This is a genomic window from Parapedobacter defluvii (assembly GCF_014642075.1).
Lineage (GTDB): Bacteria > Bacteroidota > Bacteroidia > Sphingobacteriales > Sphingobacteriaceae > Parapedobacter > Parapedobacter defluvii.
In genome coordinates this window covers 134,292-159,110 of the sequence record NZ_BMIK01000004.1, presented here as the reverse complement: position 1 = coordinate 159,110, position 24,819 = coordinate 134,292, and the positions used below count along the sequence as shown (strand labels likewise).

At 48.5% G+C, this 24,819-nt stretch carries 24 protein-coding genes; 16 read left to right on the top strand and 8 right to left on the bottom strand.

Translation table 11 applies throughout. The features are described from left to right. Nucleotides 1-64: 64 nt before the first annotated feature. Nucleotides 65-523 carry a hypothetical protein gene (locus IEX60_RS08920; protein ID WP_188749683.1) on the top strand — a complete coding sequence of 153 codons (459 nt, stop codon included), beginning with the start codon at nucleotides 65-67 and terminating at the stop codon, nucleotides 521-523. A gap of 2 nt (nucleotides 524-525) precedes the next feature. Here the strand turns inward: IEX60_RS08920 and IEX60_RS08915 are convergent, their stop codons facing one another. Both IEX60_RS08915 and IEX60_RS08910 read right to left on the bottom strand, forming a co-directional pair. Next, nucleotides 526-1,683 (bottom strand): serine hydrolase domain-containing protein, encoded by a 1,158-nt coding sequence (locus IEX60_RS08915; RefSeq protein ID WP_188749681.1) that lies wholly within the window; start codon nucleotides 1,681-1,683, stop codon nucleotides 526-528. A gap of 48 nt (nucleotides 1,684-1,731) precedes the next feature. Then, the gene (locus tag IEX60_RS08910; RefSeq protein WP_188749679.1) at nucleotides 1,732-3,282 is read right to left on the bottom strand and encodes a TPM domain-containing protein; all 1,551 of its coding nucleotides are present in this window, start codon (nucleotides 3,280-3,282) and stop codon (nucleotides 1,732-1,734) included. 96 nt (nucleotides 3,283-3,378) lie between these two features. Between IEX60_RS08910 and IEX60_RS08905 the strand changes: the two genes are divergently transcribed. Continuing rightward, complete coding sequence (locus tag IEX60_RS08905) at nucleotides 3,379-3,801, top strand: nucleoside-diphosphate kinase (protein WP_188749676.1); 423 nt, start codon at nucleotides 3,379-3,381, stop codon at nucleotides 3,799-3,801. Nucleotides 3,802-3,862: 61 nt separating this feature from the next. Here the strand turns inward: IEX60_RS08905 and ybeY are convergent, their stop codons facing one another. The 3 genes from ybeY to IEX60_RS08890 are packed head-to-tail and all read right to left on the bottom strand — an operon-like array spanning nucleotide 3,863 to nucleotide 4,976. Continuing rightward, nucleotides 3,863-4,312: an rRNA maturation RNase YbeY gene (gene ybeY / locus IEX60_RS08900; RefSeq protein ID WP_188749674.1), complete on the bottom strand. Its 450-nt coding sequence runs from the start codon at nucleotides 4,310-4,312 to the stop codon at nucleotides 3,863-3,865. Then, nucleotides 4,309-4,728, bottom strand: a complete 420-nt coding sequence (gene ruvX / locus IEX60_RS08895; RefSeq protein ID WP_188749672.1) for a Holliday junction resolvase RuvX — start codon at nucleotides 4,726-4,728, stop codon at nucleotides 4,309-4,311. The genes ybeY and ruvX overlap by 4 nt, the downstream gene beginning before the upstream one ends. A 47-nt stretch (nucleotides 4,729-4,775) precedes the next feature. Next, on the bottom strand, nucleotides 4,776-4,976 hold the full coding sequence (locus IEX60_RS08890) for a hypothetical protein (RefSeq protein WP_188749670.1): 201 nt from the start codon (nucleotides 4,974-4,976) through the stop codon (nucleotides 4,776-4,778). Nucleotides 4,977-5,101: 125 nt separating this feature from the next. Between IEX60_RS08890 and dnaN the strand changes: the two genes are divergently transcribed. The 14 genes from dnaN (at nucleotide 5,102) to nadD (ending at nucleotide 21,689) form a co-directional block, all read left to right on the top strand. After that, nucleotides 5,102-6,226, top strand: coding sequence for a DNA polymerase III subunit beta (gene dnaN, locus IEX60_RS08885; RefSeq protein ID WP_188749668.1), 1,125 nt, complete (start codon nucleotides 5,102-5,104; stop codon nucleotides 6,224-6,226). Nucleotides 6,227-6,230: 4 nt separating this feature from the next. Continuing rightward, complete coding sequence (locus IEX60_RS08880; RefSeq protein ID WP_188749667.1) at nucleotides 6,231-6,881, top strand: DedA family protein; 651 nt, start codon at nucleotides 6,231-6,233, stop codon at nucleotides 6,879-6,881. An 86-nt stretch (nucleotides 6,882-6,967) separates the two neighbouring features. Then, nucleotides 6,968-7,540 (top strand): RNA polymerase sigma factor, encoded by a 573-nt coding sequence (locus IEX60_RS08875; RefSeq protein WP_229717486.1) that lies wholly within the window; start codon nucleotides 6,968-6,970, stop codon nucleotides 7,538-7,540. A gap of 94 nt (nucleotides 7,541-7,634) precedes the next feature. Then, nucleotides 7,635-8,783, top strand: a complete 1,149-nt coding sequence (locus IEX60_RS08870) for a FecR family protein (RefSeq protein ID WP_188749666.1) — start codon at nucleotides 7,635-7,637, stop codon at nucleotides 8,781-8,783. 251 nt (nucleotides 8,784-9,034) lie between these two features. Then, nucleotides 9,035-12,439 (top strand): TonB-dependent receptor, encoded by a 3,405-nt coding sequence (locus tag IEX60_RS08865; RefSeq protein WP_188749664.1) that lies wholly within the window; start codon nucleotides 9,035-9,037, stop codon nucleotides 12,437-12,439. Nucleotides 12,440-12,489: 50 nt separating this feature from the next. Beyond that, complete coding sequence (locus tag IEX60_RS08860) at nucleotides 12,490-14,364, top strand: RagB/SusD family nutrient uptake outer membrane protein (RefSeq protein WP_229717485.1); 1,875 nt, start codon at nucleotides 12,490-12,492, stop codon at nucleotides 14,362-14,364. Nucleotides 14,365-14,392: 28 nt separating this feature from the next. Further along, nucleotides 14,393-15,628 (top strand): DUF5000 domain-containing lipoprotein, encoded by a 1,236-nt coding sequence (locus IEX60_RS08855; RefSeq protein WP_188749661.1) that lies wholly within the window; start codon nucleotides 14,393-14,395, stop codon nucleotides 15,626-15,628. 34 nt (nucleotides 15,629-15,662) lie between these two features. Then, a complete protein-coding gene (locus IEX60_RS08850; RefSeq protein ID WP_188749658.1) occupies nucleotides 15,663-16,916 on the top strand; it encodes a DUF4998 domain-containing protein in 1,254 nt (417 codons plus the stop codon). Nucleotides 16,917-17,144: 228 nt separating this feature from the next. Next, nucleotides 17,145-17,684, top strand: a complete 540-nt coding sequence (locus IEX60_RS08845; protein WP_188749657.1) for an RNA polymerase sigma factor — start codon at nucleotides 17,145-17,147, stop codon at nucleotides 17,682-17,684. Between the two features lie 97 nt (nucleotides 17,685-17,781). After that, complete coding sequence (locus IEX60_RS08840; protein ID WP_188749655.1) at nucleotides 17,782-18,603, top strand: HEAT repeat domain-containing protein; 822 nt, start codon at nucleotides 17,782-17,784, stop codon at nucleotides 18,601-18,603. A gap of 57 nt (nucleotides 18,604-18,660) precedes the next feature. Continuing rightward, nucleotides 18,661-19,530, top strand: a complete 870-nt coding sequence (locus IEX60_RS08835; protein ID WP_188749652.1) for a DUF4097 family beta strand repeat-containing protein — start codon at nucleotides 18,661-18,663, stop codon at nucleotides 19,528-19,530. A 116-nt stretch (nucleotides 19,531-19,646) separates the two neighbouring features. Beyond that, nucleotides 19,647-20,522 carry a YicC/YloC family endoribonuclease gene (locus tag IEX60_RS08830; RefSeq protein ID WP_188749650.1) on the top strand — a complete coding sequence of 292 codons (876 nt, stop codon included), beginning with the start codon at nucleotides 19,647-19,649 and terminating at the stop codon, nucleotides 20,520-20,522. A 4-nt stretch (nucleotides 20,523-20,526) separates the two neighbouring features. Then, complete coding sequence (gene gmk, locus IEX60_RS08825; RefSeq protein WP_188749648.1) at nucleotides 20,527-21,099, top strand: guanylate kinase; 573 nt, start codon at nucleotides 20,527-20,529, stop codon at nucleotides 21,097-21,099. 11 nt (nucleotides 21,100-21,110) lie between these two features. Then, nucleotides 21,111-21,689 (top strand): nicotinate (nicotinamide) nucleotide adenylyltransferase, encoded by a 579-nt coding sequence (gene nadD / locus IEX60_RS08820; RefSeq protein ID WP_188749646.1) that lies wholly within the window; start codon nucleotides 21,111-21,113, stop codon nucleotides 21,687-21,689. A 25-nt stretch (nucleotides 21,690-21,714) separates the two neighbouring features. On the opposite strand, the gene IEX60_RS08815 is transcribed toward nadD, so the two are convergent. Genes IEX60_RS08815 through kduI form a run of 3 tightly spaced genes read right to left on the bottom strand, consistent with a single transcriptional unit; the run spans nucleotide 21,715 to nucleotide 24,497 of the window. Further along, nucleotides 21,715-22,485, bottom strand: a complete 771-nt coding sequence (locus IEX60_RS08815; protein WP_373285034.1) for an SDR family NAD(P)-dependent oxidoreductase — start codon at nucleotides 22,483-22,485, stop codon at nucleotides 21,715-21,717. 9 nt (nucleotides 22,486-22,494) lie between these two features. Beyond that, entirely contained in the window at nucleotides 22,495-23,628 is a 1,134-nt protein-coding gene (locus tag IEX60_RS08810) for a BT3233 family polysaccharide utilization protein (protein WP_188749643.1), read from the bottom strand. Between the two features lie 26 nt (nucleotides 23,629-23,654). Next, nucleotides 23,655-24,497 carry a 5-dehydro-4-deoxy-D-glucuronate isomerase gene (gene kduI / locus IEX60_RS08805; protein WP_188749641.1) on the bottom strand — a complete coding sequence of 281 codons (843 nt, stop codon included), beginning with the start codon at nucleotides 24,495-24,497 and terminating at the stop codon, nucleotides 23,655-23,657. Between the last annotated feature and the right edge of the window lie 322 nt (nucleotides 24,498-24,819).

The following is a 24,819-nucleotide window of genomic DNA, read 5'->3' as shown; positions in this document are numbered from 1 at the left end:
CTAGCCCCGTCCCGGAATAGTCAGATTTCCCTTATCTTTGAATGAAATACAAATTACTCAGCAAATGAACCACAAAGTCGCGGCGCTGGTCCTCGTTATATTCGTATTGGCCGGTATTTCTTTTCCCGCCATATACTTCAGCGACGATCAGGTGCGTGCTTACACCGGATATGGCCTGTTTGCCTGTTTTGTATTGGCGGCCATAGGTGTACCCTATAAACCCCTCTCACAAAACCGTTCCTTGCGAAAACATTTGCTGGTTCGGCTGGGCGTCCTGGCTTTCTGCTTTTTGGCCATCTTCATTCCTTACCAAATGATGTCAAACAGTGGTGACCGACTGGGTGCTGCCTATCTACTGCTGTTCCTGAGCGGTGGCGCAGGTATCCTGCTGGCAACCTATGCACTGTTCGAAACCACGTATCTGTTTGTAAAAAAGAAAACCGAAAAGGCTATGATCAACCTCTTCCTCACAGGAGTCCTGTATAGCCTCACCGTATTTGTGTTCGGGGGATTATTCAAATAGGATTACTGAATAAAATTCCGGTATAAACAGTCATACACCGCCATCAGAAAATCATTGATGACATCCCCGTGTGTAAAGCCGGTGTTGCAACCGTTCGTAATCACCACCATACCAAACCGTTCCTGGGGCTGGAAATACATCGCACTGTATAAACCATAGGCGACCCCTTCGTGGCCTGTCATCAACTTTCCGGGAATCAGGTTGTCGATGGTGCGTAGCGCCATCCCATAGCCCGATTCCGGTGTCAGCACTGCCTGCATGGCATGGCTGCTTTCCGCTGAAAAGATCCGCTTGCCGTTGGCCCGACCGTAGTTCATATGTATCACCATATACCGGGCAAGGTCTCTCACCGAAATTTTCATCCCGCCCGTTGGTGAGAAAACAGGGGTACTGTAGCCTGGTTTATACGTTTTCAGCGCTTCTGCACGCGACCGGTAGGCTTCATCCGCCGGTACAAATCGCCTCCCGTCTCCATCGTATTCATACAGCGTCACAAACCGGGCGCTATCCAATTCGTCTACATTATAGCCCCCGTATAAACCCAGGGGTTTGATGATGTGGTCGGCAATATACCGATCAAACCGTTCTCCCGAATACTTTTCAAGAATCGCCCCTGCAAGGTTGAAATTCAGGTTGCAGTACCGGTATCCCGCTCCCGGTGCATAGTCGTAGTACGCCTTCCCCCAATCTGGATTTTTTTCCGGATTGAACGCATCCAGTGTGAAATAGCCGTTCCGATCGCTGATGCTGGACCGATGTGAGAGAATCATGCGAAGCGTAATCACCGAATCTGGAAAATTCGGATTGCGTACCCGAAAGCCGATAAGGTCGCTCACATCGTCATCCAGCGAGAGCTTCCCCGCATCGACAAGCTGCAGAATGCCGGTAGCTACAAACGATTTAGAGATGGAGGCGATACGGAAGAGGTCATCATTTTCCAACGGCTCATCCGTTTCGATACGTTTCATCCCGAACGAATGGTTGTAAATGATTTTTTCATCCTTTACCACAGCCACGGCAGCACCTACGGCTTGGTACTGATCCATAATCGCGGCGATCTCGGTTTCCGCACGGGAAACGCGTTGCGCATGGACTCCCAAAGCCACAAAAAGCAGGAATGTACCGAGGAGCGTTGTCCGGAATCGATTATACAGTTTCATGATCGTAATATAGTTAACATCGTAATTAGTTGCCTTTTCAGATGACCGTTACCAGCGGCCGCCTGCACCGCCACCACCGCTCCTTCCACCACCCCAACTTCCGCTATTGGAGCTACCGGAGCCGCTACTCCCCGGGCTACTGCTGCTGGAACTCGATCGGCTACCACCGGACGATGAACGGATCGGTTTCGTCCGACTGAGGACTACCCTGCCGTGCGAAACGGAGTGCTTACAATTACTGCACTCCTGTAAGCGTTCACCCTCACCCTCATCAATCACGGTCGGCCGCTTCACCACCTTCAGAAACGTGTTGGAAAACGTGTGGTAGCCACACGATGGACATAGTCCGTATTTCGAGAAATTTTTCCCCGGAAATGCTACCGGATGGATACCTCCGGGACCCTCACGCGTCCATATTTCGTAAACGAGAGCCCCTACACTTTCCTCCTTGCGCTGCCCCCGGTCGAGGTAACGCGAAACGTCTTTCTGTTTGTCGCGGTCAATCCGCTGCCAACCGCCCCCCTGCGGAGGAACAAGCCGCAGTTGATCGCCCTTCCCCCAACGGGTTGCAAGATATAACAAGAGCCAGCAAAGCGGGGTGGCAAGTATCGGCAAGAGCATCCGTTTGTTGAAATTAGCCATCGCCTCCAACCGATTGGCCGCGTCTACATACGTCTTCTGAATGAGTGATAGCCCCTTGAAATACAAAGCGGTGATACCCAGCCCGAAGAAAACAGCTACGTATAGCGGCAGGTACGACCAACGGTAGAGCCACCACGGCGGCATCCCCACGAAAACGATCAGGAAAATGGAAAAGAACCCAAAAAGGAACAGAGCTACGCCTCCAAATACCAGGTATAGTCCCGTTGGCGTCCTCGCCGGCTTCCGCCCGCTGCGCGTTGGAATCCGGTTAAAGGCACGGGAAGTAATTCTCCACAGCAGGCCATACAGCATAAAAGCGAGGGCAAAAGAAAGCAGCGGGATCTGATGCCTATAGAAAAACGAGTTTTTACGGGCAAGGTTCCGGCGGAGGTCGCCCGCAGTACTGGGGTTGAGCACGACGGTCTGCACGGCATCCATTGCTGCCAGCACACCGCCGTCGTAATCGCCTGCGCGGAACTTCGGCACCAGCAAGGTTTCGCCGATGCGTTTAAGCAGCGCATCGGGAAGCACCGTCTCCATGCCGTACCCCGTAATAAACCGATAAGCACGCTTTTCCGTGCCAACAAATAACAGCAACCCGTTGTCCGAGCCGGCCTTTCCAATCCTCCAGGCATTAAACAGATCCAACGCAAACTGGAAATCGTCGTCCCCCGCGAAATCATCCACTACCACCACGGCCAGCTCCGATGAAGTAAGGCTATCTACTATGTGTGCCAGCCGGTTCAATGAATCCACCGTCGTCTGCGAAAGGATTCCGGAAGGATTGCTTACGTAATATTCCTGTCCCGTATCCTTCGGTGAAGGGATTGTATTCACATCGAACTGGGCATATCCATCCTGTGCAGCCCATAATACCAGGCCGAACAACAGTTGAAAACTCCTCCGAAATACCGGTTGCCTCCTATTCACCGCAACCAAACTAAGATAAAAATTCATTAATGTGCAAGTTTGCAAAAGACATTCCTAAAGCTTTGCCAAAGAAGTATTCGCGATTGCGATACAATTTTCTACTTTTGCAAAAATTTTTTCTAAATGGCAACAACGAATAAGACATTCACCATGATCAAGCCCGATGCGGTACGCAATGGCCACACCGGCGCTATTTTGAACGATATCATTGCTGGGGGATTTAAGATTGTGGCGATGAAATACACCCGCCTGAGCCGGGAGACTGCAGGTGCATTTTATGCTGTGCATAAAGAGCGTCCCTTTTATGGCGAATTGGTTGATTTCATGACATCCGGACCCATCGTGGCCGCCATTCTCGAAAAGGAAAATGCCGTGGAAGAATTCCGGAAATTAATCGGTGCCACCGATCCTGCCAAGGCTGACGCCGGAACGATCCGTAACAAATACGCGAAATCCATTGAAGCCAATGCCATTCATGGGTCTGATTCCGATGAAAACGCCGAAATCGAAGGTAACTTCTTTTTCTCGCAGTTGGAACGGTTTTAAGATCGGTCACGAATATTCAATATTAGCCACGGATGCACGAATGTACACAGATAATTAGTGTTTATTCGTGCATCTGTGGCTTTTTTAATCCATTTCTCCTCGCCAGATAAAAATCCTCCTTTTCCGTCATCCGCGCTTTCTCCTCCTTTTTCTTATCTCCATACCCACATAAATGCAGGATGCCGTGGATCATCACGCGGTGCAGTTCGTCATGCTCCGGCACATCGAACTTCACCGCATTTTCGCGGACGCGCTCGATGCTGATAAAAATATCGCCGGCAATAACGCCGGATTCCTCACTGTTGTCAAATGTAACAATATCGGTGTATGTATCGTGATTGAGGTATTGCCTGTTGATGTCCAGTAAATAAGCATCGCTGCATAAAACGATGCTGATTTCACCCGCTTTGAAACCCTCTTCCTTCACCGTCTCGTTTATCCACCTTCGCAAAGCGGCTTTTTGTTTAAGTGTATAGGTAACCCCTTCCGTGAAAAAATAAATACGGCTCATGATTGTAACTCCCTTCTTTCAAGATACGATTGCAAGATCAATACGGCCGATACACGATCGATTAATGCCTTATCCTGTCGTCTTTTCCGGCTAAGGCTGCTTTGGGCAATACTTGAGGATGCCATCTTGGAGGTAAAACGCTCGTCAATGGTTTCGACCGGAATTGCCGGGAACGTACGGCGCAGCGTACGCACAAACCCTTTTATATGCTGAGCGGATTCAGAGTCTGAACCATCCAGCTGACGCGGCATTCCGACAACAAATAACGAAACATTTTCCTGTGCAACATAAGTTTTAAGGTACGCTTGCACGTCTTTAGTATGCACCGTATCCAATGCCGTAGCAATAAGTTGAAGCGGATCAGTCACTGCAATGCCAACCCGCTTAGTTCCATAGTCAAAAGCCATGATGCGCATTGCCGCAAAGATAATCCTTTTGGAGCAAACGGCACCGTCAACGCGCTTTAATAAATGAAGACAAAATATAAAATGGACATGATAATAATGGCAATAATAATAGCCACCCACATGGTATTGCTTGCCGGTCGGTCATTCGGCTCGTTTATTGCCTCGGGCGAAGGTGCCGGATTTTCCTGGTGAGCCGCATAGTTCTCTTCTGCCTGAAGGTTACCCTTCTCGTCCGTTCGATGACTATTCGTTTCCATAGCGTCAAATCGTTGTTTTCTATGTGAATTAACAAAAAGAGCCCGATTTTGTTTGCATTCAATTCGCAATCTCATTTCCCGAATACAAATCTTTTCCTTATCATTGCACGGAAGATTATTCAGCCATGAGATTCATTGTTTCTACATCCATACTGTTAAAGCAATTGCAGGCCGTTAGCGGAGCGTCAAGCAGCAGCACAGTGCTTCCTATTCTGGAAAATTTCCTGTTCGAAATCAAGGATAACGTACTGACTATTTCGGCCACGGATCTACAGACCAGCATGGTCACTTCGCTTCCTATCGAAGCAAAGGAAGAGGGCCGCGTAGCGATGCCTTCCAAGATATTGATAGAAACACTCAAAACGTTGCCCGATCAACCGGTAGCATTCTCCGTAGATACAGCCACCCTCGCGGTGGAAATCAGTGCCGGAGACGGTAAATATAAACTCAGTGGTGAAAATGCAGATGATTTCCCCAAGATTCCGGTTGTGGATAATGCATCGTCTGTTACCATGCCTGCATCGGTGTTGGCTGAAGCCATCAACAAAACCATTTTTGCCGTAAGTAACGATGAACTGCGGCCTGCCATGTCAGGTGTATTAGTGCAGTTGGCCGAACAATCGACTACCTTTGTGGCCACGGATGCCCATAAACTCGTACGCTACCGCCGTAAAGACATCGGCACCCAAAAGCCGACTTCATTGATTTTACCCAAAAAAGCGCTGTCATTGCTGAAGTCATCCCTGCCTTCGGAAGACATCGGCGTTTCCGTCGAATACAACAGCACCAACGCTTTCTTTAAATTCGGCAGCATTCATTTGATTTGTCGGCTCATTGATGAGCGGTATCCGGATTACGAAGCGGTTATCCCGCAGGTTAATCCCAACCGCCTGACGTTAGACAGGCACACGTTCCTGAACTCCTTGCGGCGTGTGGTCATCTTTGCCAATAAGACAACCCACCAGGTCCGTCTCAAAATATCAGGCAGTGAGCTGAACATTTCGGCAGAAGACCTTGACTTTTCCAACGAAGCACACGAACGGTTGAGTTGCCAGTTCGAAGGCGACGACATGGAAATCGGATTTAATGCCAAATTCCTGGTAGAGATGTTGACGAACCTCGATAGCGATGAAGTGGTCCTTGAAATGAGTACGCCAAATCGTGCCGGATTGCTAGTTCCCGCCGTTTCGGAGGAAAACGAGGATATTCTTATGCTGGTAATGCCGGTGATGTTAAACAACATGGGTTAATCGTTTGGATCTCATCTCTTCCCTGATAGATTTTATCCTGCACATCGACCAGCATTTGGTTGAGATTGTCAACGATTACCAAACATGGACATATCTCATTCTATTTCTGATTATTTTTGCTGAAACGGGGCTAGTCATCACGCCCTTTTTACCGGGTGATAGCCTGCTTTTCGCTGCAGGGGCGATCATCGCCAAGCCGGAAACCGATCTAAGCATCGTGCTCATGTGCCTGCTATTGATTGCCGCGGGTATACTGGGCGATATGGCCAATTATCATATCGGTAAATACGTTGGTCCCAAAGCGTTTAGCGGACGCTATAAGTTGCTGAAAAAAGAATACCTGGAAAAAACCCAACAATTTTATATTAAACATGGCGGTAAGACCATCATCTACGCCCGTTTTATTCCGATCATACGCACATTCGCACCATTTGTGGCCGGTATCGGAACCATGAGCTACAGCCGGTTTGCATCATACAACGTTGTTGGCGCCATTCTATGGGTATCCTCTTTCTTATTCCTCGGCTATTTCTTCGGGGGTCTGCCCGTCATCAAAGATAACTTCACCTACGTGATATTTGCCATCATCCTGCTTTCGCTGCTGCCCCCGCTTTTCGAGCTGTTCCGCGGACGAAAAAAAGAAAAGACGTTGTAAACTTCTTTGGATATGTATATTTGAAACCAGAAGTTCCCCTCAGTGGGGGAATAGGGAATGGCTTATGCACGGCAACAATAACTCGAATGGGTGGCAAAATCAGATATCAAGACCTGTCCGATCCTGAATTGGTGAGCTTGCTTAAGAAAGGGCAGGAAGAGGCATTTACTATTTTGTACCAACGGCATTGGGCAATCGTATATCAACAAGTATATCGTATCCTCCGGGATGATGACGAATGCAGGGATGTGATACAAGAAGTGTTCAGCAGCCTCTGGCTTAAGCGCGAACAGCTCGCCGATAATACGAACCTCGGGGCCTATTTATACATACAGGGACGGAACAGGGTATTCAGCCTGATCGCAAAGAATCGGGTACGTAGCGATTATCTTAACTCGATCACCCAGTTTATGGAAAAAGTTGATCGGAATGCGACCGACCTGTTGGAAGAAAAAGAAATTTTCGCCCGTGTCGAACAAGAAATTAATCGGCTACCTCCCCGCATGCGTGAGATTTTTATATCAAGCCGTGAAGAGGGCCGCTCCCATAAGGAGATCGCAGACGCGCTCGGACTTTCCGAGCAGACCGTTAAAAAGCAGGTACATAACGCATTGAAGATTATCAAGCCGAAACTCCAAAACTTAGGGGGATTGCGGTAGTGTTGTTTTTTAGATAAAATTGTATAAAAAGAAAATTCTTATACCCCCAAACGCATAGTTACGAGTTATATTAGTTAGTAACCAACTATAATTCGTGATAACTGAGGAAACTGTACGGCAAATTATTAATAAGTACCTGCAAGGAGAGGCCACCGATCAGGAACGTGCACTGTTGGAGAATTGGTATCACCAACAGGGACAGCAGCATCCGCTTCAAAAAGAAGATTTACATTTTCTATTAAATAATGAAGCATTGTTTGAGGATGTGCGCCGCCGGGCAGGGCTTACCCCGAAACGCGGGCAAGAGCTAAGGATTTGGCGATGGCGCGCTTATGCAGCGGCATTAATCCTAACCGCCTTGTCCATAACTTGGATTTTTTATACCCACCAGACCGACAGGGAACCTGAAATAGCCACCTCGAAGCCATCGGATGTCGTGCCTGGAGGAAACCGTGCCATCCTGACTTTGGCTGGTGGACGCCGAATCAACCTTAGCGAAACGCAATCCGGCATTATAGTGGACCAAGACCAAATCCTGTATGAGGAAGGTGCGGAACTCGTAGGTCTTGAAGTCGAAGAGGCCGTTCCACTGGAATTGTCGGTTCCCGGGGGTGGCACCTATCAGGTCACATTGGCTGACGGAACCAAAGTTTGGCTCAATGCGCATTCCAAGTTGAAATATCCATCGCGCTTCGGCAGCGACGAAAGGACGGTGGAGCTTGAGGGCGAGGGGTATTTTTCTGTATCCAAAAGAGAATCAGGCGATTGGCCATTCCGGATAAAAGTGACCGGACAAACGGTTGAGGTCTTGGGTACCGAATTTAATCTTTCAGCCTACCCCGGAGAACCTAAGAAAACAACGCTTGTAGAAGGTTCCGTGCGCGTGGCGCCCGCCCTTCCTCCAACCGCCGGAGGAACCGGCCATCGATCACCGGTCACCATAAAGCCCGGAGAGCAGGCGATCGTCGGCGAAGCGACGGTGGACGTGGTCTCCGTAGATGTTCGCAAATACACGGCTTGGAAAGACGGTCTTTTCTATTTTGAACATACGCCCTTCGATGAGCTGATCCGCGAGATTGCCCGTTGGTACGACGTGGATGTAGTCTATGACGGTGCCGTGCCCAGGGAAACAATCAGTGGAAAGATGAGGCGGGGATTGTCGCTGATGACAGTTTTAGGCCTGCTGGGTACGCCGACGAAAGCAAAAATCCAGTTGGACGGCCGAACATTGATTATTCGATAAGGTCTTCCAATGAATAAATAACCAATTATCACACATTAAACTTTGAAACTATGAGAAACATATGACCACCCAGAAAGACAGGAAAGGGAAGTGCTACCAACACTCCCCCTTTTGTTTAGCAGCAACAGTTTAAAACCGAAAATAAAAACCATTTAAATCTATCTAAACGTACAAACGTAATGATAAATTATGTATTTTATCCATTGGGTAAGCGAATAACGCCCAATGGCCTCTACCCAATACTCCGAATTATGAGATTGACATCGCTGTTGTTAACAGTCGCTTGCCTGCATGTAAGTGGAGCATCGCTATCTCAAACCGTCACGCTAAAGGTCAAACAGCAATCCATTATCAAGGTCCTTGAGGCCATCGAATTGCAAACCGACTATTTGGTGATTTATAACGATCAATACGTGAAAAAGAACATGCTGGTTTCACTGAATGTGAAAGACAAGCCATTGGAAATGGTGTTGAATAACATCCTGACTTCAAGAGGATTGATTTACGAAATTAAGGACAAAACCATAGCGATCAGCGGACGCGAGTTCAAGGGTACGCTTCCAAAAGTAACCCTTTCCCCAATTCCACCGCCGCAGGAACGCGTGGTAACGGGGCGGGTTACCCAAAAAAACGGAGAGCCCCTGCCCGGGGTATCTGTAGTGGTGAAAAACCGTGCTGCGGTGGGAATCAGCACCGATCAAGACGGACGCTATGCATTGGAAGTGCCCGACAAAGCCATCTTGGTATTCTCCATGGTTGGCTATGAAGCCCAGGAAGTGCCCGTCGGAAACCGACATACGCTAGATGTCGTACTAACGGAGTCGTCCCAGCAAGTTGACGAAGTCGTGGTTGTCGCCTTTGGCAAGCAAAAGAAAGAAAGCGTGATTGCATCGATCACCACTGTAAATCCTTCCGATTTAAGAGTGCCTTCCAGTAACCTCACCACGGCTTTTGCCGGGCGCATCGCTGGCATGATTTCCTATCAACGGACGGGCGAGCCTGGGGCGGATAATGCCCAATTTTTCATCCGCGGCGTAACCAGTTTCGGAACGGGAAAGGTAGACCCACTGATATTGATCGATAACGTGGAAATGACAACGGAAGATCTATCCCGTTTGACAGTAGATGATATCGCCAGCTTTTCGATCATGAAAGACGCCAATGCAACAGCGCTCTATGGTGCCCGGGGGGCTAATGGCGTGATCCTAGTGACGACCAAAGAAGGCCGTGAGGGCGATGTGAAAGTGCAGTTCAGGGCGGAAGGATCCTATTCCGGCCCCACAGAGAATGTACAATTGGCAGATCCTGTAACCTATATGAAGTTGCACAATGAGGCCGTGCGCACGCGAACACCGGGTATGCGCCTACCATATGATGAAAAGAAGGTAAACTATACGGAACGGGGGATTGATCCATTGTATTATCCCGCAGTCGACTGGCAGGATCTGTTATTTGATAAGAACACCTTCAATCAGCGGTACAACCTGAATGTCAGTGGAGGCGGAAAGATTGCGAGGTACTACATTGCTGCAGCATATTCAAAAGACCAAGGAATTCTTAAGGTAGATAACCGGCAAAATTTCAATAATAACATCGATATAAACAGATACTCGTTACGGTCCAATATCAATGTTAATCTCACAAAAACCACAGAAGCCATCGTACGCCTCAACGGCGTATTCGACGACTACCAGGGGCCGCTATACGGAGGCACCAACTTGTATAATAAAGCGGTATTGGCAAATCCTGTCTATTTTTTACCGTATTACGAACCTGATGAATCAACGATTTTCGCAAAACACATTTTATACGGAAATACCGCGTCCGGTACCTATTTGAATCCCTATGCGGAAATGTTAAAAGGGTACCGGTCAAATGACCGCTCCTCAATGTATGTTCAGTTCGAGTTAAAACAAGACCTGAAATTCATCACCAAGGGGCTTTCCGCAAGAGGCTTATTGAACGTAAACAGGTTTGCACAACTAGAGGTCAGGCGTCAGTACAATCCGTTTTACTACGCATTATCCCCACAAATAGCAGGTGTCAATGACTATCGGTTGATTGCCCTTAATCCCGATGCCGGCACAGATTATCTCGACTATGTGCCTGGCGACCGGCAAATGGAAAATACCCTGTACTTCGAAGGAGCTGTCCAATACCAAACGAGCATTGCCGAAAAGCACACGCTTTCGGGTTTGCTGGTGGGAACCCTACGCGAACGGAAAGACAACACCTACAATACCTTGCAATTATCGTTGCCCCAACGTAACATGGGCCTCGCCGGAAGAGCTACCTATAGCTATAGCGAAACGTACTTCCTGGAAGCTAACTTCGGATACAATGGATCCGAACGCTTTTCAAAGAATGAGCGGTGGGGCTTTTTTCCGTCAGCGGGACTGGGATGGATCATTTCCAACGAATCTTTCATGGAAAAGTACAGCAATGTGATTTCCAAGTTAAAACTTCGGGCAACCTATGGGTTGGTCGGAAATGATGAGATCGGGCTAAAAGAAGATCGGTTCTATTACCTGTCCAATGTCAACATGAATGACGGCGGCAGGGGCATCAGTTTTGGTGATACGTATGGCTATAATCGCAGCGGAATCTCAATTTCGCGCTACGAAGACCCGTTTATTACATGGGAAGTCAGCCAAAAGACCAATCTAGGTTTGGAATTGAACTTATGGAATAGCCTGGAAATCCAAGCGGACTACTTTCAGGAAAACAGGAGTAATATCCTCCAAACCAGGGCCGATATACCGAGCACAATGGGACTTCAGGCCACGCCAAAAGCAAATATCGGAAAAGCAAGTGGAAAGGGAGGCGAAATTTCGGTCGATTATAATAAGGCCTTTGCTTCCGGTCTGTGGGCGATTGTCAGGGGTAACTTCTCCTACGCGGCCAGCCGGTTTGAAATATACGAAGAACCCGACTATTCAGCCACGCCCTGGCGATCGAGGGAAGGACAAAAGATTTCCCAGCGATGGGGGTATATTGCCGAACGACTTTTCCTGGATGATGAAGAGGTAAAAAACTCCCCAATCCAAACGTTCGGCGAATACGGGGCGGGGGATATCAAATATAAAGACATCAACAGGGATGGACGGATAGACGAAAACGATCAGGTGCCTATTGGTTATCCAACGACCCCTGAGGTCAATTACGGATTCGGGCTATCTCTGGGCTACAAGAATTTTGACCTATCCGTATTCTTTCAGGGATCCGACCGCTCTGCATTTTGGATAGATCCCAACGCCACGGCTCCTTTCGTTGCCGGGAGCACCGATATAACTACATTGACGAACAACCGGGCATTACTGCAGGCCATTGCAGATGATCATTGGTCGGAAGACAATCGGAATATCTACGCTTTTTGGCCGCGCTTATCCGAAACAGCGATCAGCAACAACAACGTATCAAGCACCTGGTGGATGCGAAGGGGCTCATTTATCCGATTGAAAACGGCAGAAATGGGCTATACACTGCCCACGCGTTACTTAGACAGATTCGGAGTGAAGGGCCTGCGGGTCTATGCCTCCGGCAGTAACCTATTCCAATTGCGCACCTTCAAATTATGGGATCCCGAACAAGCCGGCAATGCCTTCAACTATCCCCTCCAGCGCGTCGTCAATATGGGTGTGAATGTAGAATTTTAGAACAACGAAACAACATGAAAGATTTTACCAAAATAGTTAAACAGCTTACAATGGTCTTAAGCTTATTCAGCTTGACCAATTGCTCCGAATACCTCAACGTTGTTCCCGATGGCGTTCCCACGCTGGACAACGCCTTTTCAAATCGGATCAATTCAGAAAAATTCCTCTTCAGTTGCTATAACATGCTTCCCAATCAAAACGATCCCTTTGTCTATCCGGCAAACGTCGGTTTCGACGAGATCTGGTGGGACACCAATGTAGGGGGATTAAATGCCCGGAGCGGTTCAAGAATCGCAACGAACGATCAGAACTCGGCCGACCCTTTTCAAAATTACTGGGACGGTAGACGTGACGGACGGAACCTATGGATAGGCATCCGCGACTGCAACATCTTTTTGGAAAACATAGAAAAGGTACCGGATCTGCAAGCTTGGGAACGCGTCCGCTGGGTATCGGAGGTGAAGTTCATCAAGGCCTATTTGCATTATTTCCTGTTGCAGCTTTATGGGCCGATTCCCATTATCGATGTCAATCAACCCGTCAACGCAAATCCAGAAGATGTCAGGGTATTCCGCGAGCCGGTAGATTCTGTGGTCAACTTCGTTGTTCGCCTCTTGGACGAATCCATGGAAAACCTTCCCGATCAAATCGAGGAAACGACAACGGATATGGGACGCATAACCAAATCCATTGCAGCTTCTGTAAAGGCGAAAGCCCTCGTTTGGGCGGCAAGCCCACTTCTCAATGGAAATCCGGATTATGTAAGCTATGCGGATAAAAGAGATATCCAACTTTTTCCATCCCAAGCAGAGAACGCGAAATGGGAGCGGGCATTGCAAGCGATAGATGAAGCCATTAACATTTGTCATCAAAACGGCCATTCGCTTTTCCATTTCAAACGGGGCTTTGAAACAATGTCCGATACGACACTCTTAAAATATACATTGCGGGGAGCGGTTTCGGAACGGCCCATTGACAACCCGGAAATCGTTTGGGCGCATCCCGCGTACAATAATGCCAACCAGTTCCAAAACTACTGCACACCGAAGTTTTTCACAACGTATAGTGGTACGTCCGAACTGAGCGCAACGCTGAAAATTGCCGAACAGTATTATACACAAAATGGCGTGCCGATTGATGAAGACCGTTTTTGGGGCTATTCCAACCGCTATGAAATGCGAAGAGATACGGGCTCTTTTCACCGGTACTACATCAGCAGGGGAGAAACAACGGCCAACCTCAATTTTTACCGGGAGCCGCGGTTCTATGCACATTTGGCTTTTGACCGCAGTCTGTATGAAGCATTAGCACAGCCGGAAGACCAAACCCTGGTGATCAAAAACCGTAGTGGAGATCCCCATGGCGTGGTTTTCAACGATGCACACATCAAAACCGGATATTTTATTAAAAAGTTGGTAAGTTTCAGATCGGCAACGACCACTGCGTCTCCTAGCCCCTATCGATTTTCAATACCGCTTATTCGGCTGAGCGATCTTTACCTATTGCGCGCGGAAGCTGCAAACGAGGTAAAAATTGAACCGGATAATGAAGTATATCAATGGGTCGATAGCATCCGCTTCCGGGCGGGGTTGGAAGGTGTGGTCCAGTCGTGGGCCAAATATGGAACCATCCCGGGAAAACCCACCACCAAAGAGGGAATGCGCGAAATTATAAAACGCGAACGATTAATTGAATTAGCCTTTGAAGGGCAACGCATGTTTGATCTACGCCGTTGGAAAGATGCGATGCGGTACATGAATCAGCCTGTACAGGGCTGGGATCACCAGGGAGTCAAGCCTGAGGAGTATTACCAAATTGTAACCTATTTCAACAATAGAAACTATACCACAAAAGATTACCTCTGGCCCTTATGGATGACCACCATCATTCAAAACCCCAATTTAAAGCAAAATCCAGGATGGTAAATCTTCGTCAATTATATATCGTAGAATCATGAATTATTTCAAAAATATAACCCATTCATCCTTTTTCTTCCGGTGCCTCATTCTGATGGGAATAGGAATCGCGGTATCTTGCAAAGAAGAGAATATCGGCCAAACGCCGGTCGACCGCACACCCCCCTCCGCCGTGACCAATGTCAGTATTGAATCGCTGCCCGGAGGGGCAAAAATCAGTTACGACCTTCCGGATGAAACGGATATATCGTACGTCACATGCGAATATATCTTCAATGACGAAAAGAAAGTTGCCCGCTCTTCGGTTTACAACAACTATGTCATCATCGAAGGCCTGGCAGACATTGTTCCCTGTGATTTTACTCTTTCTTTGGTGGACCATAGCGAGAACAAATCGGAGCCGTATAAAGGGTCTTTCGTTCCCTTGGAGCCTCCTTTCCGGTCGGTATTTAAGACCATTACCTTGGAACCCGATTTTGGCGGGGTGGTTATCCGATGGAAAAATGAATCGAATGCCTTGATAGGCGCATTTTTGTATGCAATGAGCGACGAAGGGGAATGGGAAGAATACGATCTGGTCTACTCGTCAACAACGGAAGAAAAGCGCTCGATCAGGGGCTACAACACCGATCAAAGGAAATTCGGCGTAAGCCTGATCGATCGGTTTGGGAACACCACCGATACCCTGGTTGTGGCGGCCGAACCACTTTATGAAAAATTGTTGGATAAAAGCAACTTCAAGGACGGGCATCTGGCGGGAGACAACTATACGTCTCATAACAGCCGTCCCATCAGCAATATCTGGGATGGCAATGTCCAGGTGATTTGGCATACCGTCCCGGATGCCGGTTTTACACCTCCGCAGACATTTACGATCGATTTGGGGGTAGAAGCCAAGCTAAGCCGAATGATGCTTTGGAATAGGCAGGATGGTTACGTTTTCAATCAGCACAATTTACGGTATTTCGAAGTGTGGGGTAGTAAGGAGCTGACCCATGGCATCAACGATCCATACTGGAGTGGCGAAGCATGGAAAGATGATTGGATTTTGATTGGGGACTTTGAGCAAATCAAGCCCTCAGGGCTTCCCTTGGGGCAAACAAACGCAGATGACGAAGCTGCTACGCAAGCCGGAAGTGAATTTATATTCGAATCCGGAGTTGGAGAAGTCCGCTACCTCAGATTTGTGGTGAAAGAAACCTGGGCAAGGACTCCCGCAATGCACATTGCGGAAGTATCCATCTATGGAGATGACGGAGTGATAGAAGAATAAGGATTTTTCTAAGAAGTTAAGCATGAATATAGCCATGAAAAAAATTCAGGAGAAGATTGTGAAAAAATGGGCAATCCTATGCGCCATCATCACCCAACTCGGCGTGATGGGTTGCGATGACATGAATAGCATCCACCAGCAATACTACGATTTCGGAGAAGGGATTTATACGGGCGTTGTGGATTCACTCAAGGCCTTGTCGGGATACAAAAAGATCAGGTTCGATTGGGAAGTTAATGCGGATCCGAGGATTACCAAGACGGTTATTTATTGGAACAAGCGGACGGATTCCGTCGTGATCGATGTGAGCCGTACGCAAAGCGGTAGGATCAATTTGTCCTATGATCTCGAGAACTTAGACGAAGGTACCTATACGTTTGAATTCATTACCCAAGACAATCAAGGGCACTTCTCTATACCCACCGAGCTGGTCGTTACCGTTTTTGGCGAGTTTTATATCCAGTCGCTAAGGAATAGGAGCGTATCGGCCATTACAAAGCAATTGGATGGAACCATGCTCATCGAATGGGAGCCGATTGCCAGCAGCACCGTTCAATATGTTACCGTGAATTATACGGTAGGCGGGATAGAGCAGTCCCTTCGCGTGGAGAATGACGAAATGCAGACCGTATTAACCGGCCTGGAGACAGACGATGTAATTGGTATCGTTACCACGCACCTGCCTGAAAATGCATTGGAACCGTTGGAGGCACCGGTAAGGGAATATGTACTGCCTAAGTTGGAGCGCGAAATCAATAAATCGAATTTTGCGATCGTCGCATTGGCCGGAGATAACACTTCCGTCAACGGCGACAGAAACTTGGCAAGAATATGGGATGGGGGCACAAGCAATCCAAACATCCTGCATACGGTAGAAAATGCGCCCGGATTTGACTTCCCCCATCGTTTTACATTTGACATGGGAGTACAGGCAGAACTCAGTCGTTTCCGGATATGGCCGCGTACGGATGCCGGTGCCTTTTCAGGGCACAGCCCGCGTTATTTTGAAATTTGGGCAACGGATCAGTTGACGAGACCAGCAAATGACGAGGCTTACTGGGCATCGGATGACTGGAAGAACGACTGGAAATTGGTAGGCGACCACGAAATTCTGAAACCCGGAACTACCGAAGATCAAACGGCGGAATGGGCTGCCGGTTGGGAATACATGGTCGATGATGATTCCAGCCGCGTCCGCTATATCCGTCTGGTTATTAAAAACTCCAATTGGCAAGGATCAAATTGTGTGAATATTGGCGAAATTACCCTGTGGGGTGACGATCTTTAATCTAGCCATTCCGGTGGCTTTGCATCCCGTGCGTACAAAGTCCGGACAGTAGACTTAGGCTCAACCAGGTGCTGGTTGAGCCTCTATTTAAAAACCACAATTCAAACACCAGCCTCATAAAGCCCCGCAACAACCTCTATCTACGGTCACAAAATCCTTCATGCAACATTTTTCGGTGTTTGACGACTAACAGATAAAACACATAAGTTTGCATACGTGCCGCCAACAATGAACGAAACGGAACTTGTCGCGCTTTGCCTCAAAGGCCATGAAGGGGGATTCACCGGATTATACAATAAACACGCCCGGACGATATATAACTCCATTTGCCGTATCGTTTCACATACGGCAGAAGCGGAGGATATTCTTCAAGAGTCGTTTTATCACGCCTTTAAAGACATACATCGCCTGCAGCAGGCCTCCAGTTTCGGTGCCTGGGTTAAGCGGATTGCGCTGAACCGCTCGATCACCCATCTCCGTAAGCAGAGAATCTCATTTTCAGATGCGGATTTGGTGGGTATCGCAGACGAAGCGCACTACGACGAAGATGCGGACCGATTGGCGGACCGGAAGGTCGAAGAGGTGCGGCAAGCGATAGACCAACTGCCAACGGGATATAAAACCATACTGAGTCTCTATGTTTTTGAAGAAATGCGGCACGAAGAGATAGCAAGCTTATTGGGAATTTCCCATAGCACCGTGCGTACACAGTACCACCGCGCCAAGAAAAAAGTAATACAGTCACTGGAAAAGAATATGTTATTATGAACCGTTCCTGTTTAAAATTTCATTTTTAGCACACAAGGAAATGTAAATTTTAAATAGGATAAGCTCCATCTGACCGATGGAACAAAATTAGTTACAGATGAAAGATGACTTGGAAGATTTTGTAAACAAGCACCGCGATGAATTCGACCATCTCGACCCTTCCGCGGATGTCCTCCAACGCCTGCATGCACAGCTCCAGGCCGACCGGGACAGGATCAATAAAAACAAAACTGTTTTTCAACGCTTGCCCTATATACCCTGGCTGGCAGCTGCCTCTTTGCTGGTTGCCGTACTTAGTGCCTACTGGTTGTTCAATATCAATCGTCCGACCACAGATCAGCCACTGGCTGCTACCAAGCTGCTTACCGACGAGCATCAACCAACCGGACACGCACCGGCAAATACATCCACCAACCCGATAGAAACCGAAGAGGCTCCTCCCTTGTCGCCGCCGTCCCAACAGGCGGCAGCCAAGCTCAGCAAAAACCTGCATAGCCGGACCAATGCAGTGCTGACAGCGCCACAAACACCTTCCTTCGCCACCCGGCTTCGCGACAGTTCGTCTGCAAGCACCCGCCTGGCCGCTATCCTCGAAATCGAACAGAACCAGCAGTTAGACCACCGTTCACTAACCCTGCTTGCGCAAACCATGAATCGCGATGGCAATACAAATGTACGCCTGGCAGCACTGGATGTATTGGGCCAGCACCTGGATCAACCCGACATTGTGGATATATTCCAAAAATCACTGGTGGAACAAGATGATCCACTGGTACAACTCGGAATCATTAAGATTGTCAGTCAACTGGATGACGGAGAGATCGACCGGACGCTGTTTTCGCTGGCCGAAGATCCCTACACCTTCCGCGCAGTCCGAGATGAGGCGTATGCTGTATTGTTAAAGAAAAATAAACTGTAGGTAATATCCCTGTCAAAATCGTAACAACAACTGGTAAAACAGAAAATATAAAATCATATGAACAAGCAAATTCTCACTTTCGCGCTGCTCACGCTACTGAGCATCCCCGCATGGGCCCAGCGCGATTACCGCGTCAGCAAAAACAACGGCAAACTACTAGTCAACCTTCAGGGTGCACGGATCGAGGGCTACGATGGAAACGAAATTATTTTCTCAAAAGCAGGAACTGTAGAAGAAGAAGACGAGCGAGCGAAGGGCCTCCAGGTATTGAGCAGCACCGGACTCAAAGATAACACCGGCTTGGGAATAAGTGTCGTTGAAAAAGACGGAAACATCGAGGTTTTCGCGGTGGGAAACCAGAATGACGAAGAGCTGCTGCGCATCCGTGTCCCCCGGCAAATGGGCGTTGTTTTCCACAACGACAACAGTTTTATGGCAGATTCTCTCCTCATCAAAGGAATTCGGGGTGAAATCGAAGTGTCCACGAGTTATAACGAAGTAAGGTTGGAGGATAACAGTGGGCCGATGAACGTCAAGTCGGTATACAACGGTGTGGAAGCTGTTTTTAATCCGTCGATCACCGGCCCCATTTCCATTGTATCGGTATATGGCCATGTCGATGTATCCCTTCCTGCGGCGACCAAAGCTACGCTCTCTCTGAGCACTTCCTACGGTAAGCTATATGCGGCGGAGGCATTTGATATAAAAACCGAGCCCAAATCAATGACCGAAAAAACCGAGCCTTCGATAAAGGCGGTTACGGGGGACCCGGCCGCGGAAACGATATTTCCGGATATGCCTCCGCCAACGCCTCCCGTGGCTATAGGCAGTGTCTCCGAGCAGATCGAAGGATCAATCAACGGAGGTGGCACGCACATCATCCTGAAGTCGTCCTATAAAAATGTCTATCTGCGCACCTCATCGTAGTTAACTCTCCATGATATGCTTGAGCAACTGCACCGGTGCGGTTGTTCAAGCATACTGTTCAAAAAACGCAAACGCGCACCGTTGCTCCGCTCGGCTTTTATTTGTTACCTTTGCACATGATTAAATCCATGACTGGGTATGGCTGCGGTGCCAGAGACAACCATAAGGTAAAATATACCGTCGAAATAAAATCCCTGAACTCCAAGTTTCTGGAATTAACACTGCGACTGCCCAAAGCCTTTTCCGACAAAGAGCTAACGCTCCGCAGCGAATGCACCCGGCTTATCGAGCGGGGCAAGGTAAACATCACCGTTACCGTGGAGTATGTGGATCAGACGGCTGCCGCAGCTACCATCAATACAGAATTGCTTAAAAATTATTTCCGACAGCTGGAGGCTGTGGCCAACGAGTTGGGTACCAACCGCGGAAATCTGTTTGAGCTGGCCCTCAACATGCCCGAGGTCATCAGCCACAACGAAGAGGAGGCAGACGAAGAAGAAGCCGCCCTGCTCCTGAATGCCTTTCAGGAGGCGGTAGCCCAGCTTAACGAGTTCCGGAAGGACGAAGGTGTCGTGCTCAAACAGGACCTATCTACACGGACTCAGGACATTCTCCGTCTGTTGACGGAAGTCGAAGCGGTTGAAACCGACCGCATACCCCTCATCCGTGACCGGATCAGCCAGTATATGGACGAAACTGTTGGTAAGGAAAATGTCGATATGAACCGGTTTGAACAGGAACTGATCTTTTACATCGACAAGCTGGACATCACCGAAGAGAAGGTGCGTTTGCGTAGCCATTGCAATTATTTCCTGCAGGCGCTTGACGCAGCAGATGCCAACGGCAAGAAGCTCGGTTTCATTTCCCAGGAAATGGGCCGGGAAATCAATACACTGGGCTCTAAAGCTAACCATGCGGGAATCCAACAGATCGTAATACGCATGAAAGAAGAACTCGAAAAGATTAAGGAACAACTGCTAAACGTGCTGTAATCCCATGGAAGGTAAACTCGTCATATTCTCTGCTCCTTCCGGTGCGGGCAAAACCACCATCGTTAGGCACCTGCTGTCCAAACATCCCGACAAGATTTCGTTTTCGATTTCGGCCAGCACGCGCACGCCCCGCGAAGGCGAAGTGAACGGAAGAGATTACTATTTTATCTCCAAGGAAGAATTTCTGCACCGGGTTGCAAAAAAAGAATTCATTGAATTTGAGGAGGTCTATTCGGGTACATTTTACGGCACGCTCCGCTCGGAAGTGGAACGGATATGGGCCCTCGGAAAACACGTCATCTTCGATATCGACGTGGAAGGAGGCCTGCACCTCAAACGTAAATTCGGCGACCGGGCCCTCGCTATATTTGTACAGCCGCCTTCGTTGGAAGTTTTGGTACAGCGCCTGCGCGGGCGCGGTACGGATAGCGAAGAAAAGCTGCGTGAACGGGTTGCAAAGGCGGAAAAAGAGCTTGTGTATGCAGACCGTTTTGACGTCATTCTCAAGAATGACAATCTTGACGTAGCCTGCACCGAAGCCGAACAATTGATGCTTACCTTCCTCTCGACGGAATAAAGGAATATGCCATGCGGAAAATAGGATTGTTTTTCGGTTCGTTCAATCCCATACATACCGGGCATCTGATCATCGCCAATTACATGGCAAATTATACCGGACTTGATGAAGTGTGGCTGGTAGTATCTCCCCACAATCCGTTGAAGAAAAAAGGTTCCCTCATCAATATGTACGACCGGCTGGAGATGGTGAACCTCGCTATTGAACGCGCCGAGAACATCCGCAGCAGCACCATTGAGTTTTCGCTGCCCCAACCTTCCTACACCATCGATACCCTCATACACCTACGGGAAAAATATCCAACAACCGACTTCGTGCTTATCATGGGGTCAGATAACCTCCAGTCGCTCAAAAAATGGAAGAATTACGAAATCATCCTGCGCGACTATCATATCCAGGTCTACCCCAGGCCCGATTATCCTGCCGCACCGGAGTGGACCCAGCATCCCTCCATTACGCTTACCGACACCCCATTGATGGAATTTTCATCCACCTTCATCCGCAACGCCGTGAAAAACGGCAAAAACATCCGGTACTTTGTGCCAGACAGCGTAATGGCCTTCATCGAAAATAAAGGCCTGTATCGATAACCGTCCACCCATCACCGACCACCCTCTACCTTCCCATCCAGCCGCCATCCACCGTCAGAATAGTTCCATGCACGTAGTTGGACGCATCAGAAGCTAAAAACACGGCCGGTCCTTTGAAATCCTCGGATTCACCCCATCGGCCCGCGGGTATGCGTTCCAGAATTGAACGGCTTCGGTCGGGATCGGCACGCAGTGCCTCCGTATTATCGGTGGAGATGTAACCCGGCGCAATGGCGTTCACGTTGACACCCTTCGATGCCCATTCATTGGCAAACGCCTTGGTTAACTGCCCTACCGCACCTTTGGAGGCGGCATAGCCCGGCACGTTGATACCCCCCTGAAAGGTAAGCAGTGAAGCCGTGAAAATAATCTTACCGCTGCCACGTGCCACCATGTCCCTCCCGATTTCGCGCGTGAGGATAAACGGAGCGTTTTGATTGATCCCAACCACGGCATCCCAGTAGTCATCGGGGTGCTCCGCAGCAGGCTTACGCAGGATGGTTCCGGCATTGTTAAACAAAATATCAATGCGGGGATGTTCCGCCCGGATCTGCTTGATAAATGCATACAGCGCCTCTCTGTTGCCAAAATCGGCTTGATAGGCATAAAACTTGCGCCCCAATCGCTCTACCGATGCCGAAACCTCACTTCCCCCAGTCTCCAACGATGCGGACACGCCAATAATGTCTGCACCTGCTTCGGCTAACGCTTCCGCAATCGCCTTTCCGATTCCTCTTTTGCACCCCGTCACCAGCGCAATTTTACCCGTTAGATCAAATAAGTGTGTGATTGCCATTACTGATTATTAGTTTATTTCTACGTTTAGCGGCGAAGCCAACCGTTCCTTAAATGCATGCAAGTAATCAAACCATGCTTCTGCAGACGTATAAGTTCCCGCTCTGTTCCACGCTCCCCCTACGTAGTACGTCAGCGGCGTTCCATCTGTTGCTTCCGTGAAAGCCAGGTATTGATTGGATAATTCGCCAAACCCCGAAAAACCCCCTTTTTCCAGAATAACCCCGACTCCGGTAATGCCGTGATTACCGATCTCAGGCTCCCAATACCCAAAGATACCTGCTTGTTCTTCCTGCAAAAGATTTCCCGGCTGTTCCCTGCGTGCAACGCCAATGGCTACCGGCAGTACGCCTTCTCCGTCTACCGAGTATGTGACATCTACACGGTTCAGTTGCGATCCCGCATCCAACGTAAACTGCTTAGTGACCGACACCGTTCTCGTTCCCACCTGCCACGGTTCATACGTGAGTCTAAACGTACTCCGCAATGGGCCATTGTCCACTATTTCATATTGACGATAGTGCTTGGAAAAGACGATGGTATCGTCGGCAAATGGAGCGATATCTCCCGCTCCCAAGGTCATTCCGACCGAGTAATAATCCATGCCTTCTCCATGATCCGTATGGTAATCTCCGTTGGCATACCATTTATCAACCACCAGGTCTGTCGTTCTTTTTGACCAGAGATCAAGCCCGTGAGCATCATCCGGCCGCCCTTCGAGTGCCTTACCGTACATCCGGAAAGCCACCACATCATTTTCCCAGGCAAAGTCGTCATACCGCTCGGGCACGTAGCGTGCGTATGTACGTGCCCGCACCGGAGCCGGGGCCGATTTTTCCACGGTCAGCATGATACGTTCCGATGCCCGGACCGTTACTTCAAGCAAAATGTGCTGCGTTGACGGCGTTCCCTTTGTTTCCAGTTGGTAGGGGATTTCTATGCCACTTGATGCGTCTATAATTTTAAAGACACTCTCTGTTCCGAAGGCGCCTGTCCATTCCGCATAAGGGATGGCAACCAGCTCATGCCGATTCTGGTTAGTTGGATTGCTGATAACAATGGTTTGTTTCCGTTGGCCAGTCCCACATGCAGTCAACAGGGTGTACACCAAAAGCAAGCAGCCCAGATTAGTTGTTTTATGCATTGTCTTATTCCTGTTTTTGAGATGTATTATTTCAATTCAGTAATGGCACGTTTGTCCATATCGTCATAGTCGAGGTTTTCGCCCGCCATTCCCCAGATGAAGGTATAATTGCTAGTGCCCGCACCGGCATGAATGGACCAAGGAGGAGAAATTACTGCCTGTTCGTTTTGCATCCAGATGTGACGCGTTTCTTCTGGTTGGCCCATGAAATGACTTACGGATTGACCTTCAGGAACCTCAAAATAAAAATAAACTTCCATGCGGCGGTCATGGGTGTGTGCTGGCATGGTATTCCATACACTGCCGGTTTTCAATTCGGTCATTCCCATCTGTAATTGACAGGTCTCGACTACACTGTTGACCAATAATTTATTGATTACGCGGTGATTGGCTGTTTCCAGGCTTCCTAGCTCCACGGTTTCCGCTTCGGCTTTCGTCACTTTCTTGGATGGATACGCACGGTGTGCCGGCGCTGAATTCAGGTAAAACTTGGCCGGCCTTCCAGCATTGTCACTGGAAAACACCACATCCCGGTGCCCTCGGCCTACATACAAAGCCTCTTTAAAGCCCAGTTCATACACTTCACCGTCCACAGAAACCTTCCCCGCACCGCCCACGTTGATGATACCCAATTCACGCCGCTCCAAAAAATAGGATGCTTTCAGCGCGTCAATGGTTTCCAACGGAAGAGGTTTGCCTACCGGCTTCGCTCCACCCGCCAGGTAGCGGTCGTAATGGGTATATACCAATTGTATGGTATCATCCGCAAACACGTTTTCAATTAAAAAATTGTCCCGCAACGCCTTTGTATCCAACGCCTTGGTTTCATGTGGGCCAATCGCATAACGCGATTCGTAATTTACGCTCATTGCTTTTGTTATTTCGTCTCTAAATTGGATTCTGTGCTAAATTAAGCACATTATTTCAATCATGCAAACGTTTACGCATTGGATAGAAAATAGTTGTATTTGAAAAGAGGGCCTTGGCATGCTCAGCCTGCAGCCGATAGCCGTCAGCCGATAGCCGTCAGCTTTAAAATACCAATTTTTTAGCCCGTTTTATGTATATTTGCAGCATATTTGACACAGGAATGGTGGGAAATGGGTGTAATTCGTTTATTGTAATCAATTGGTTTTCTTTGGTTTTGGGGCGAATTTGTCAAATTGTTGAAAACTTATGTTGACAATATTA